Annotated in this window: 12 protein-coding genes; 3 read left to right on the top strand and 9 right to left on the bottom strand. The window is 69.1% G+C overall.

Features of this window, described 5'->3' with window-relative positions; genetic code table 11:
• Positions 1 to 43: 43 nt before the first annotated feature.
• The 7 genes from tmk to GON06_RS01905 form a co-directional block, all read right to left on the bottom strand.
• On the bottom strand, positions 44 to 664 hold the full coding sequence (gene tmk, locus GON06_RS01935) for a dTMP kinase (RefSeq protein ID WP_332837075.1): 621 nt from the start codon (positions 662 to 664) through the stop codon (positions 44 to 46).
• Positions 661 to 3549, bottom strand: a complete 2889-nt coding sequence (topA, locus tag GON06_RS01930) for a type I DNA topoisomerase (RefSeq protein WP_157310585.1) — start codon at positions 3547 to 3549, stop codon at positions 661 to 663. The genes tmk and topA overlap by 4 nt, the downstream gene beginning before the upstream one ends.
• An 80-nt stretch (positions 3550 to 3629) precedes the next feature.
• Positions 3630 to 3959: an Rv3654c family TadE-like protein gene (locus GON06_RS01925; RefSeq protein ID WP_157310584.1), complete on the bottom strand. Its 330-nt coding sequence runs from the start codon at positions 3957 to 3959 to the stop codon at positions 3630 to 3632.
• A gap of 13 nt (positions 3960 to 3972) precedes the next feature.
• Positions 3973 to 4326, bottom strand: coding sequence for a TadE family type IV pilus minor pilin (locus GON06_RS01920; protein WP_157310583.1), 354 nt, complete (start codon positions 4324 to 4326; stop codon positions 3973 to 3975).
• Complete coding sequence (locus tag GON06_RS01915; RefSeq protein WP_157310582.1) at positions 4326 to 4529, bottom strand: DUF4244 domain-containing protein; 204 nt, start codon at positions 4527 to 4529, stop codon at positions 4326 to 4328. Before GON06_RS01915 ends, GON06_RS01920 begins: the two co-directional genes overlap by 1 nt.
• Before the next feature lie 45 nt (positions 4530 to 4574).
• Complete coding sequence (locus GON06_RS01910; protein ID WP_332837074.1) at positions 4575 to 5489, bottom strand: type II secretion system F family protein; 915 nt, start codon at positions 5487 to 5489, stop codon at positions 4575 to 4577.
• A complete protein-coding gene (locus GON06_RS01905) occupies positions 5486 to 6487 on the bottom strand; it encodes a TadA family conjugal transfer-associated ATPase (protein WP_157310581.1) in 1002 nt (333 codons plus the stop codon). The genes GON06_RS01910 and GON06_RS01905 overlap by 4 nt, the downstream gene beginning before the upstream one ends.
• A 374-nt stretch (positions 6488 to 6861) precedes the next feature.
• Between GON06_RS01905 and acs the strand changes: the two genes are divergently transcribed.
• The gene (gene acs / locus GON06_RS01900; protein WP_157310580.1) at positions 6862 to 8832 is read left to right on the top strand and encodes an acetate--CoA ligase; all 1971 of its coding nucleotides are present in this window, start codon (positions 6862 to 6864) and stop codon (positions 8830 to 8832) included.
• Between the two features lie 110 nt (positions 8833 to 8942).
• Here the strand turns inward: acs and GON06_RS01895 are convergent, their stop codons facing one another.
• Positions 8943 to 9401, bottom strand: coding sequence for a RidA family protein (locus GON06_RS01895; protein ID WP_157310579.1), 459 nt, complete (start codon positions 9399 to 9401; stop codon positions 8943 to 8945).
• Positions 9402 to 9405: 4 nt separating this feature from the next.
• Positions 9406 to 9624: a hypothetical protein gene (locus tag GON06_RS01890; RefSeq protein ID WP_157310578.1), complete on the bottom strand. Its 219-nt coding sequence runs from the start codon at positions 9622 to 9624 to the stop codon at positions 9406 to 9408.
• A 79-nt stretch (positions 9625 to 9703) separates the two neighbouring features.
• Between GON06_RS01890 and GON06_RS01885 the strand changes: the two genes are divergently transcribed.
• Both GON06_RS01885 and GON06_RS01880 read left to right on the top strand, forming a co-directional pair.
• On the top strand, positions 9704 to 12343 hold the full coding sequence (locus tag GON06_RS01885; RefSeq protein ID WP_157310577.1) for a transglycosylase domain-containing protein: 2640 nt from the start codon (positions 9704 to 9706) through the stop codon (positions 12341 to 12343).
• Complete coding sequence (locus GON06_RS01880) at positions 12340 to 13296, top strand: metallophosphoesterase (protein WP_157310576.1); 957 nt, start codon at positions 12340 to 12342, stop codon at positions 13294 to 13296. The genes GON06_RS01885 and GON06_RS01880 overlap by 4 nt, the downstream gene beginning before the upstream one ends.
• The last annotated feature ends 123 nt before the right edge of the window (positions 13297 to 13419 follow it).

Below are 13419 nucleotides of genomic sequence, written 5' to 3'. Positions count from 1 at the left end.
CAGAGAACAGTAGCGCCAACCGAGCCGGGGCGACGCCCGCTGGTCAGAGCAGGGGCTCCACGCGGTCGCGGATCTGGGCGGCGATCTCGTGCGCGGGAAGCGCCGCGTCGACGACGAGGAAGCGCTCGGGCTCCGCATCCGCCAGTGCCAGATACGCCTCGCGCACGCGGGTGTGGAACTCCTCCTTCTCGGCCTCCAGGCGGTCGAAGGGCTTGTCGTCGGCATCAAGGCGCAGGCGTGCCGCCGCGGGATCGAGGTCGAGCAGCACCGTCAGATCCGGCAGCGCTCCCTCGGTCGCCCACAGCGACAGGTCGCGCACCTCGGCGCCGTCGAGAACGCGGCCCGCTCCCTGGTACGCGACGGACGAGTCGAGATACCGGTCCTGGATGACGACCTCGCCACGAGCCAGCGCCGGCCGGACGACCGTCGCCACGTGGTGCGCGCGGTCGGCCGCGTACAGCAGTGCCTCGGCACGCGGGGCGATGTCTCCGCGATGGTGCAGCACGATGTCACGGATCAGCCGGCCCACCTCGGAACCGCCCGGCTCACGGGTGTGCAGCACACTGCGCCCACCCGAGCCGAGCCAGGTCGAGAGCAGCTCGGACTGCGTGGTCTTCCCCGAGCCGTCACCGCCCTCGAACGTGATCCATAGCCCTGAGGTCACGAGTTCTTCTTCGCCGCGTTCGCGGCGCGCGTCGCCGCCGCCTTCTTCGCGGCTGCCGAGCGGGCCGCCGCCTTCTCGGCGTCCGTCTTCGCCGGCGCCTTCTTCGCGGGAGCCTTCTTGGCGGGTGCCTTCTTGGCGGGAGCCTTCTTCGCACCACGCTTCGGGGCCGGCCCCTTGGCGCGCTTGTCGGCGAGCATCTGCACGGCGGTCTCGAAGGTGATGTCGGTCGGCTGCTGGCCGCGCTGGATCGTGACGTTGGTCTCGCCGTCGGTGACGTACGGGCCGAACCGGCCGTCGCGGATGCGGATCGGCTTGCCGCTGACCGGGTCGGCCTCGAACTCGGCGATCGCGCTGGACGCGCGACGCGAACCCGCACCGTACTTCGGCTGCGCGTAGATCGCCAGCGCCTGATCGAGCGTGATGTCGAAGATCTGCTGCTCGTTCTCCAGCGAGCGCGAGTCTGCGCCCTTCTTCAGGTACGGCCCGTACCTGCCGTTCTGCGCCGTGATCTCCTCGCCGGACTCGGGATCGGCGCCGACCACGCGGGGCAGGCTCAGCAGCTTCAGCGCGGTGTCGAGGTCGATCGTGTCGACAGACATGGAGCGGAACAGCGACCCGGTGCGCGGCTTCGGCGCAGCCTCCTTCTTGGCCTTCTTCTTCGGCTTCGCTTCGTCTCGCTGCGCTCGCTCAGCACGGCGCGCGTCGTCGACGACTTCGCCGGTGGCCGCATCGACCTCGGCATCCTCGGCGACCGGGTCGTTCTCCTGAACGTAGGGACCGAACCGGCCGTCCTTGACGACGATGATCTTGCCGTTCTCGGGATTCTCGCCCAGCACGCGGTCGCCGGCGACCGGAGCGTCGACGAGCTCCTGCGCCTTGGCGGCGGTGAGCTCGTCGGGAGCCAGGTCCTCCGGCACGTTCACGATGCGCGGCTTCGCCTCGGGGTTCGCAGGATCCGCGACCTCGAGATAGGGGCCGTACTTGCCGAACCGCAGCGTCACGTTCTCGGCGATCGGCGTGGAGTTCAGTGCACGTGCGTCGATCTCACCCAGGTTGTCGACGATCTGGCGCAGACCGACATGCTCGTTCGAGCCGAAGTAGAACGAGTTCAGCCACTCGGCCCGCTTCTGCTCGCCTCGGGCGATCGCGTCGAGGTCGTCCTCGAGCGCCGCGGTGAAGTCATAGTCGATCAGCTCGGCGAAGTGCTGCTCGAGCAGCCGCACCACGCTGAACGCCATCCAGGTGGGCACGAGCGCCTGCCCGCGCTTGGTCGCGTAGCCGCGATCGATGACGGTGCCGATGATGCTGGCGAACGTCGACGGGCGCCCGATGCCGTGCTCCTCGAGGGCCTTCACGAGGGAGGCCTCGGTGTAGCGCGGCTTGGGGCTGGTGCGGTGCCCCTTGGCCTCGGACTCGGCCATGCCGAGCTCGTCGCCGACGGCGACCGCCGGCAGCGACTGGTTCTCCGCGGCGTCCTGGGAGTTGCGCTTCTCGTCCCGTCCCTCTTCATAGGCCTCCAGGAAGCCCTTGAAGGTGTACACCGTGCCGGAGGCGGTGAACTCGACGCGCTTGATTGCACCTGCACTGAGCTCCGTCGAAGTGTCCGCCTCGAGCGTGACCGTGGTCGTCTCGTATTTCGCGTCGGACATCTGGCTGGCGACGGTGCGCTTCCAGATCAGGTCGTAGAGGCGCTGCTCGTCGCGGTCCAGCTGCGAGGAGACGGATGCCGGAGTGCGGAAGGTCTCGCCGGACGGGCGGATGGCCTCGTGCGCCTCCTGCGCGTTCTTGCTCTTGGACTTGTACACGCGCGGCTTGAGCGGCACGGCGGCGTCGCCGTACAGCGCGACGGCCTGGTTGCGCGCGGCCTGGACGGCCTGCGTGCTCAGCGCCGTCGAGTCGGTGCGCATATAGGTGATGTAGCCCTTCTCGTACAGGCGCTGGGCGGTGCTCATCGCCTGCTTCGCGCTCATCGAGAGCTTGCGTCCGGCCTCCTGCTGCATCGTGGAGGTGGTGAACGGGGCGTACGGGCTGCGGGTGCCGGGCTTGGCCTCGACCTTGGTGACGGTCGCGCGGGCCGCAGCATCCACGGCGGCGGCGATCTCGGCCGCCTGCTTCTCGCTGAGGACGACGACGGCCTTCTTCAGCTTTCCGGTGTCGTCGAAGTCGGTGCCGCGGGCGAGCTGGCCGCCGTCGACGCGCACCAGGCGCACCCGGAACCCTTCGTCTCGCTGCGCTCGCTCAGGGCGCGGCGCAAATGCGGTCGACTCGACGTCCCAGTACTCGGCGGAGGTGAACGCCATGCGCTCGCGCTCCCGGTCGACGATCATGCGGGTGGCTGCGGACTGCACACGGCCGGCGGACAGACCGGTCTTGACCTTGTACCAGAGCACCGGCGACACGTCCCAGCCGTACAGGCGGTCGAGGATGCGACGGGTCTCCTGCGCGTCGACGAGCGCGAGATCGAGCTCACGCGTCTTTCCGACGGCCTCCTGGATGGCGTCCTTCGTGATCTCGTGGAAGACCATCCGCTTGACGGGCACCTTGGGCTTGAGAGTCTCGAGAAGGTGCCACGCGATGGCCTCGCCCTCGCGGTCCTCATCAGTGGCGAGCAGGAGCTCGTCCGCGGACTTCAGTGCGCGCTTGAGCTCGGCGACGGTCTTCGTCTTGCGATCCGAGACGACGTAGTAAGGGTCGAAGCCGTGATCTACGTCGATCGAGTACTTGCCGTACGCCTGCTTGTCGGCGGCGGGGATGTCCTTCTTGTCGGCGAGGTCGCGGATGTGACCCACAGAGCTGAGCACCTCGTAGCCGTCGCCGAGGTACCCCTGAATAGACCGCATCTTCGTCGGAGACTCGACGATGACGAGCTTCTTGCCTTCAGCCAAGGGTGCGTCCTTTCTTCGAAGCACACCATACACACCGCGTTCGTGTCGTGAACACAGCGTCGATGAGGGGAGTTCCGCAGTCACGTCCCGTCGGGTGGCCCTGCTCGGGCCCGGGAGACGGCGGCGAGACCAGCGTACGCCGCCTGGACCTGCACGGTCGCCACCAGCCCGTCGACGACGCACTCCGTGACCGAGGTTCCGGCTGCCGCGGCCACGCGTTCCGCGACGACGCAGGGGTCGTCGGCCGAGGTCACTGCGCCGGATGCCGTGTCTGCCGCGGCGAGCGCGGCGGCGTCCGCCGCGCTCGCCGCTCGCTGTGCGGTGACGGATGCCCCACCCACCGCGGCGAAGCCGAGGACGAGCGTGGCCGTGACGGCGAGGACGCCGGTCGCGAATGCTGTTCCTGCCATGAGGTTCCTTTCGTCAGAGCCCGCCGGTCAGCGCGCAGCTCGACGCGCGCAGCGGCACCGAGATCACCCGCCCGATCGCCAGGTCCGCCGTCGCCGTGACGCAGATGAGGTCGCCGCGCTGCTCGGATACTGCGCCGGCCCCGTGGACGGCGCCACTGACGGAGCCGAACGCCCGCCCCTCGCTCTCGCCGCGACCGAGCAGTCGAGCGGCGTCGGCCGCGGCATCCTGCAGGGCGACCTGGCGGGCGGCGGCCGAGAGCGCGCCGACGCCCAGCATCAGCACCAGCAGCACGGCGGGCACGGCGACGGCGAGCTCCGCCGCCACCGAGCCGCGCTCGTCACGCGTCCGCCGCCCGCGCGTTCGCATCACGACACCGTGAGTGCCCGGCGCACGAGATCGGTGAGGATTCCGCGCACTTCGTCGGAGCGCATGATGACGACCAGCAGTCCGGCGAACGCCACTGCCGCCATCGTGGTGATCGCGTACTCCGCGGTCGCCGCGCCTGACTCGTCGGTGAACAGCGACGCGGCTCTGCGCCGGGTCAGATCGGGGATCGGGTTCTCCTTCATTTCCTTCTTCTCTCTCTCGGCGGACGCCCGTTGCGCCCGGACGTTTCAGATCGGCAGCGGCGTCGAGGTGAGCACGCTGAGCATGAGCGGAGCCACGCCGAGCAGCAGGAACGCCGGCAGCGTGCAGGCACCCAGCGGCAGCAGCAGCCTGGACGACAGCCGGGCCGCGCGCAGCCGTCCCTGCACCCGGGCCTCCTGGCGCTGCTGCGCGGCCGACGCCCGCAGCAGCTCGCCCGCGGGAACTCCGGCCGAGCGCGACAGCTCGAGCACGGAGGCGGTGCGCTCGGCATCGTCGCCGAGTGACGCGGTGCTGCGCTCCACCAGCTGCAGCGCCCGCGGGATCGCTGCGCCGCCGGCGAGAGCGACCGACATCAGTTCGGCGTGCATCCCCGGCGTGCCGTGCGCAGGCTGCGCACGCCGCACCAGCGCGGCCGTCCATCCGCGTGCGGCGAGCACGAGGAGCACGCCGACGATGACGCATCCCGCACCGAACGGGTTGGTCACCAGCACTCCGATCGTGTCGAAGCCGAGTGCGAAACCGAGCAGCAGCCCTGCGAACGGCAGCCACAGCAGCAGCCGCGCAGTGCCGGTCGGCTCGGCGAGCGCGATCCGCACGTCGTCGGCCGCCGTGGCCGCGTCCTGTAGCGACTCGGCGAGGGAGCGCAGTACCTCTGCGAGGGGGGCACCGACGGTCGTCGCGATCTCCCAGGCGGCGGCGACGTCGGCCCAGGCTCCGCCCTCCGCGGCGATCTCCGCGACCAGGTCGCCGCCCTCTTCGCAGCGCGCCACCACGCACTGTGCGTGGGCGTCGCCGGACTCGGCGAGATGCCGCCAGGCCGTCATCGGCCGGGCACCGGCCTGCAGCAGCACGGCGAGCGTGCGCACCGCGGCGGCCGCCTGGGCGGCCTGGGCCCCGGCATCCGTCCTTGTGCGGGATCCACGGAGCAAGCGCGCACTCACCACGGCTGCACCTCCTCGATGCCCAGGCGTTCACCGGCGAGGACGAATCGGCCGGTCTGTACGATCTGCCTGGTGCCATCAGGCCGGCGCGCGAGATGCACCACCACGGTGAACGCGCTCACGACCTGACGCGCCAGCGCCGGGGCATCCATCCCGGCCAGCGCGCCGAGCGCCTCCAGCCGGGCCGGCACGTCGGCGAGCCCGCTCGCGTGCAGCGTTCCGGCGCCGCCGTCGTGGCCTGTGTTCAGCGCAGTGAGCAGATCGCGGACCTCTTCGCCGCGGCACTCCCCCACGATGAGCCTGTCCGGCCGCATCCGCAGCGACTCGCGCACCAGCATCGCGAGCGTGATCCGGCCTGCGCCCTCGAGGTTCGCCTGACGCGCCTCGAGCGCGACGTGGTGCGGATGCGGCGGACGCAGCTCGGCGACGTCCTCGATCGTGACGATGCGCTCGCCCGGGGGCACCGCAGCCAGCATCGCCGAGAGGAGCGTCGTCTTGCCCGTGCCCGTCCCTCCGGTGATGAGCACGTTGGCACGCTCGGCGACGAGCGTGCGCAGCCAGGCATGCTGTGCGCCGTCGAAGGCGCCGAGTGCGGCGAGCGCGACGAGGTCCGCTGCGCGCACCCGCGGCACGCGGATAGAGAGTGCGGTTCCCGACGTCGACACCGGCGCGAGCACCGCGTGCACCCGGATGCCGGAGTCGAGGCGCACATCCACGCAGGGAGCCCTGTCATCGAGGTGCCTGCCGCCGAGGCCCACAAGCGCCACGGCCAGATCACGGACCTCGCGCTCGGAGGCCCGCCACTCCGGAACCCGCTCGGCGCCTTGTCCTCTGTCGACGAAGAGTCCGCTCGAGCCGTTGACGAAGATGTCCGTGACCCGCTCGTCAGCGCAGTGCTCGGCGAGAGCGCCGAAGGCCGGATCCACCTGCAGCGGCGCGGCGGGAACGCCGGAAGCTGCCGGTGCGCGGCGGGGACGGAGCACGAACGGATCGGTCATGTCCCAGACGCTAGAAGGGTGCGCGGACGCCTGAACGCCGGGAACCCACTCCCTGTGCACAAGAGAGGGAGGACCCCGGTTGTGGAGGGCTTCTGCCGAGAACCCGCGGGAGCGCTCCCAAAATGGAGGGCGGCATCTCACGGGGGGAATGAGATGCCGCCCAGAGCGCGCCGCCGAATCGGGGGTGTCGGGCGCGCTGAAAGCCGGAATACGATTTCGGCTGAGCAAGAGTGTACGCAAGGTAGGTGCCCTCACAAAACCCGCCGGCGATACTGACTTTCGGCAGTATGCCGCGTCGGGTACCGAGGATAGATTCGCCGTGTCACGGTCGTGTCCCTGCATGACCCCACCATCCGCGCAAAGGAGCGAGCGCCATGAGCAGCCAGATCGATCATCTTCTCAACGAGTCTCGGCAGTTCCCGCCCTCGCCCGAGTTCGTCGCCCAGTCCATCGACGACCCCGCTCTCTACGAGCGCGCGGCCGCCGACCGCGAGGGATTCTGGGCCGACCAGGCGCGCGAGCTGCTGCACTGGCACAAGCCCTTCACCGAGGTGCTGGACTGGACGAACCCGCCGTTCGCGAAGTGGTTCGGCGACGGCGAGCTGAACGTCGCCTACAACTGCCTGGACCGGCACGTCGAGGCCGGCATCGGCGACCGCGTCGCCATCCACTGGGAGGGCGAGCCGGGCGACTCCCGCAGCATCACCTACGCCGAGCTCACCGATGAGGTCAGGCGCACCGCGAACGTGCTGGCGGACCTCGGCGTCGGCGAGGGCGACCGGGTTGCGATCTACCTCCCGATGATTCCGGAGGCCGTGATCTCGATGCTCGCGGTCGCCCGCCTCGGTGCGATCCACTCCGTCGTCTTCGGCGGCTTCAGCGCAGACAGCCTGCGATCGCGCATCGACGACGCCGGCGCGAAGGTGGTCATCACCGCCGACGGAGGCTACCGCAAGGGCAAGGTGTCGGCGCTCAAGCCCGCCGTCGACCAGTCGCTGGCCGACCGCAACGGCGAAGGCGAGCAGCAGACCGTCGAGCACGTGCTCGTCGTCAAGCGCGGCGGCAACGACGTGGAGTGGACCGAGGGCCGCGACATCTGGTGGCACGACGTCGTTCCTGCGGCATCCGCCGAGCACGAGGCGCAGGCGTTCGGCGCTGAGAACCCGCTGTTCATCCTCTACACGTCGGGAACGACGGGCAAGCCCAAGGGCATCCTGCACACCTCGGGCGGTTACCTGACGCAGGCCGCTTACACGCACAAGTACGTGTTCGACCTGCACCCCGAGACCGACGTCTACTGGTGCACGGCCGACATCGGCTGGATCACCGGTCATTCCTATGTGACGTACGGCCCACTCGCCAACGGCGCGACCCAGCTCATGTACGAGGGCACGCCGGATGCCCCGCACCCCGGCCGCTGGTGGGAGCTGATCCAGAAGTACGGCGTCACCATCCTGTACACCGCGCCGACCGCGATCCGTTCGTTCATGAAGCTCGGACGCCAGATCCCGAACGAGTTCGACCTTTCGACCCTGCGTCTGCTCGGCTCGGTGGGCGAGCCCATCAACCCCGAGGCGTGGATGTGGTACCGCGAGGTGATCGGCGGGGGCGAGACCCCGATCGTCGACACGTGGTGGCAGACCGAGACCGGCGGGATCATGGTCTCGCCGCTGCCCGGCATCACCGCCGCGAAGCCGGGCTCCGCCCAGGTGCCGCTGCCCGGCATCTCGATCGACGTGGTCGATGAGCAGGGCAACGCGGTCGAGAACGGCGCCGGCGGTCTGCTTGCCATCACCAAGCCCTGGCCGGCGATGCTGCGCGGCGTCTGGGGCGACCCGGAGCGGTTCAAGGAGACCTACTGGGAGAAGTTCGAGGAGCAGGGCTTCTACTTCGCCGGTGACGGCGCCCGCCTCGACGAGGACGGCGACCTGTGGCTGCTGGGCCGCGTCGACGACGTGATGAACGTCTCGGGTCACCGCCTCTCCACGGCCGAGATCGAGTCGTCGCTGGTCGCACATGAGGCGACTGCCGAGGCCGCCGTCGTCGGCGCGTCCGACGAGACCACCGGCCAGGCGGTCGTGGCCTTCGTCATCCTCAAGGAGAGCTTCCTCGCCGAGCACACCCCCGAGGGGCTGGCGACGCAGCTGCGCACCTGGGTCGGAGAGCAGATCGGCCCGATCGCCCGGCCGCGCGACGTCTACATCGTCGGCGAGCTGCCGAAGACCCGCTCCGGCAAGATCATGCGCCGTCTGCTGCGCGACGTCGCCGAGGGCCGTGAGGTCGGCGACACCACCACCCTGGCCGACACCGCGGTGATGAGCATCATCTCGGCGCAGGTCAAGTAAGCGCGCTTCGACAGGCTCAGCGCCCCAGAGTGGATCCCTGAGCCTGTCGAAGAGTCCGGACACGAAGAACGCCCCTCCTCGGAGGGGCGTTCTTCGTGTGGGAAGCGAGATCAGCCGAGCAGGAACGCGACCTCGACTTCGACGGGGGCGTCCAGCGGCAGCACCGGCACGCCCACGGCGGCCCGGACGTGCTTGCCGGCATCTCCGAAGATCTCGCCGAGGACCTCGCTCGCGCCGTTCGCGACGGCGGGCTGACCGGTGAACGACGGGTCGGATGCCACGAACGCGCCCACCCGGAGCACACCGACGATCCGGTCGGCGCCACCGGCGGCATCCGCGGCCGCAGCGAGGGCGTTCAGCGCGCAGATCCGGGCGTAGCCCTTGGCGTCCTCCGCCTCGATCCCGGCGCCGACCTTGCCGGTGGCGGGGAGCACGCCGCCCTCGAACGGCAGCTGGCCGGAGGTGTAGACGACATCTCCGTGGACGGTGGCGGGCACGTAGGCGGCGACGGGTGCGGCGACGGCGGGCAGCTCGATGCCCAGCTCGGCCAGGCGCGCGGTGGTGCTCATCTGATCAGTTCCCTTCGAACTGGCGGGCGGCCTCGGCCGCTGCGGCGAGGCCGGCGTTCTGCGCGGCGGACTCCTGGACGGGGCGCTTGAAGTAGGCGACGAGCCCGCCCTCGGGCCCGGTCACGACCTGCACGAGTTCCCAGCCCTGCTTGCCCCAGTTGTTGAGGATCGCCGCCGTGTTGTGGATCAGCAGCGGGGTGGTCAGATACTCCCACGTGGTCATGGCACTCCTGTGCGTCAGCAGGCCCGTGATGGCCTGGCATTCGGGCTGTTATTCAGGGAACTCCCCTACGATCAAGCGTATGCCCCAAACGAAACGCACGGTGAAAGGTGTGCTCGGCGGACTGCTCGGCCTCGTGGGCCTGAGCGCGGTCGCCGGCCTCCTGGTCACTGCGACGGTCACCCCTGCGATCGCCATGGCCGGTTACACCGGCTCGCAGGCGCTGACTCTTTTCGACGAGCTGCCGAGCTACCTGAAGCCGTCCGAGCCGATGGCTCCGACGACCATCTACGCCAACGATGAGAACGGCCAGCCGTTCAAGCTCGCCACGTTCTACGAGCAGAACCGCACGCCGATCACGTTCAGCAAGCTCTCTCCGACCCTGGTAGACGCGCTGCTGTCCAGTGAGGACAAGAACTTCTACTCCCACGGTGGCGTGAACCTGCTGTCGACGGTGAAGGCTGCGGTCGAAAACTTCAAGGGCACCTCGTCACGCGGTGCGTCGACGATCACTCAGCAGTACGTCAAGAACGTGCTCATCCAGCAGTGCGAGCAGGAAGTCCCGACGGACGACGAGCACTACGACGACAAGATGCAGCAGTGCTACCTGGATGCTGCGACGGCGAAGGGCTCGGCGGGCATCGAGCGCAAGCTGCAGGAGATGCGCTATGCACTCCAGGTCGAGAAGGACTACTCGAAGAACGACATCCTGCTCGGGTACCTGAACGTCTCGAACTTCGGCGGCACGACGTACGGCATCGAGGCCGCAGCGCAGCGCTACTTCAGCACCACCGCCGCGAATGTCAGCCTGGTTCAGGCCGCGACCCTCGCCGGTATGGTGCAGGAGCCCAACCTGCTGCGCATCGACCGCCCGGGCGGCACCTGGACCAAGAAGGTCGACGGCCAGGACGTCGGTCAGAACAGCGAGGCCGATGGCTACGCGACGACCAAGGATCGTCGTGACTACGTGCTCGGCCAGATGTACAAGAACGGCCAGATCACCAAGGCGCAGTACGACGAGGCCAAGGCCACTCCGGTCACCCCCCAGCTCTCCGATACCCGACAGGGCTGCTCGACCGCCGGCGACAACGCCTACTTCTGCAAGTACGTGCAGAGCGTGCTCAAGGACGACCCCGCGTTCGGCGCCACAGCCGAGGAGCGCGCCGCGAACCTGAAGCGCGGCGGCATGTCGGTGTACACCTCGCTCGACATGCGCCTGCAGGGTCCTGCCATCCAGGCCGTGCACGACCGCGTACCGCCGACGATGGGCGGCATCGCCGTCGGCGGCGCCGGTGTCTCCGTCGAGGCCGCCACCGGACGCATCCTCGCGATGGCGCAGAACACGTCGTTCAGCGAGGCGGCGGATGCTTCGCTGGCCAAGGGCCAGTCCTCACAGGTGTTCGCGGCGGACAGCAAGCACGGCGGCGGCATCGGCTTCTCGGTCGGTTCGACCTACAAGCTCTTCACGTTGATCGACTGGCTCGAGAAGGGCCACTCGGTCAACGAGGTGCTCGACGGGCGGACCAGCTCCGTCTTCGGAAAGTACAACCGTGACGGCTGCGGCGGCGCCTACACGCTGCCGCGCCAGCCCGACAGGGCGATCGGCAACTCCGGCAACAACCCGGGCTACACGGGCAGTGTGATGAAGTTCACCGCAGCCTCGCTGAACTCCGGCTTCCTCGCGATGGCGAAACAGCTCAACCTGTGCGACATCAACCAGGTGGCGAAGCGGATGGGCGTGCACCTCGGCAGCGGGTGGGACGTGACGAAGTCGGACAACAAGTACAACCCCGGTGCGAACGACCCGTTCGCCTCGGTGCTCGGCTCGAAGAACATCGCGCCGCTCCAGATCGCCGGCGCTTACGCGACCGTGGCCAACAACGGCAAGTACTGCGAGCCGCGCGTGATCGACAAGATCATCGGGCAGGACGGCAAGGAGATCGCGCCCCCGAAGGAGTCCTGCACGCAGGTCATCGCTCCCGAGATCGCGGCGACCGCCGCCTACGCCCTGCGCGGTGTGATGGAGGGTGGAACCGGCTCCAACGCCAACCCCCGCAACGGAGTCCAGCTGATCGGCAAGACGGGTACCGCTGAGAAGGCGCACACCATGCTCGTCGAGTCGAGCACCAAGGTCGCCACCGCGGTCTGGGTCGGAAACGTCACCGGCGACGAGTCGCTGCGAAAGTTCTCGTACAAGGGCATTCAGCTCAACAACATCCGATACTCGATGGCGAAGGCGATCCAGCGCGCCGCGAACGAGATCTACGGCGGCGATGCCTTCCCGAGCCCGGACAAGAACCTCACCCGCAACGTGCTGAAGGACCTCCCGAACGTCGTCGGCATGACCGTCGATGCTGCGACCAAGACACTCGAGGACGCCGGGTTCCAGGTGAGCGTCGGTGAGGCTGTGGACAGCGACCAGGCGGCGGGCATCGTGGCCGCTCAGGCTCCGGGAGCGGGCCAGGTCGCGGCCGGCACCACTGTCACGATCTCGCCGAGCACCGGCAAGCAGGTGGAGACAGGGATCGAGGTGCCCGATGTGAGCGGCAAGTCCACCGCAGAGGCGGTGATCATGCTCAACGGCGCCGGATTCTCGAACGTCAAGTGGGACGGCAAGTGCCAGCCCAGCTCGCAGGTCACCGACACCGATCCCCCGGCGGGGTCGATGGCTCAGGCCACCCAGCAGATCAAGGTGCAGTGCGAGAAGGACAACGGCCGTTGACCTCCTCGAGTGCCCGCCCGGCCCTCATCGCGCTCAGCGCGGTGGGGGCCGTCGGCATCGCGGCCGCCACCTGGGGAATCGGAATCGAACGCTACCTGTTCACGGTGCGCACGGCGACGGTTCCGGTGCTCTCGCCCGGGTCCGCCCCGATCCGCGTGCTGCATCTGTCCGATGCGCACATGGCACCCTGGCAGCACCGCAAGCAGCAGTGGCTGGCCTCTCTCGCCGCTCTGGAGCCGGATCTCGTCGTGAACACCGGCGACAACCTCGGGCACATCGACGGCCTTGACGGCATCCGCCGCGCTTTCGCCCCGCTGGCAGGCATCCCTGGCGTGTTCGTGCACGGTTCGAACGATGTGCACGCGCCGGCACCGCGCAACCCTTTCAAGTACTTCATGGGGCCGTCCAAGCGGCACTCCACGGCGCCGCGCCTGGACACCGCCGCGATGGACGCGTACTTCACCGATGAGCTGGGCTGGACAGACCTGAACAACGACGCCGCCCGCCTGAGGGTCGCAGGGCGCAGCGTCGACTTCTTCGGCGTGGACGACCCGCACCGCGGCTGGGATCGCATGGAGGAGCTGCCCGAGCGGCTCGCCGCCTTCGGGCCCCGGGATGCCGGGGCATCGGTGCTCGGAGTCGCGCACGCGCCGTACCAGCGGGTGCTGAACGAGTTCGTCGACCTCGGCGCGGACATGCTCATCGCCGGCCACACGCACGGTGGGCAGGTCTGCCTGCCCGGATACGGCACGATCGTCGCGAACTGCGACATCCCGCTGAAGCAGGCCAAGGGGCTGAGCACCTGGTCGCACGGCAGCCGCTCCGTGCCGCTGAACGTCAGCGCGGGATGCGGCACGTCGATCTACGCTCCGGTGCGCTTCGCCTGCCGGCCCGAGGCGTCGCTGCTCACGCTCGTCGCGGCGCCCTCCCCCGCGGAGACGCTCAGCCGCTGAGAAGCCCAACAGAGAGATGACGTGACCACGAAGCCGCGAGATGGAGGTTCCAGACGGTGGCGGCTGTGGCTGATCGCCGGACTGTTCGCCCTGGCCGTCGTTCTCGCTGTATTCGCGCGTTCG

Source organism: Microbacterium sp. MAH-37, from assembly GCF_009758255.1.
Classification (GTDB): Bacteria; Actinomycetota; Actinomycetes; order Actinomycetales; family Microbacteriaceae; genus Microbacterium.
This window is presented reverse-complemented; position numbering and strand designations above follow the sequence as displayed.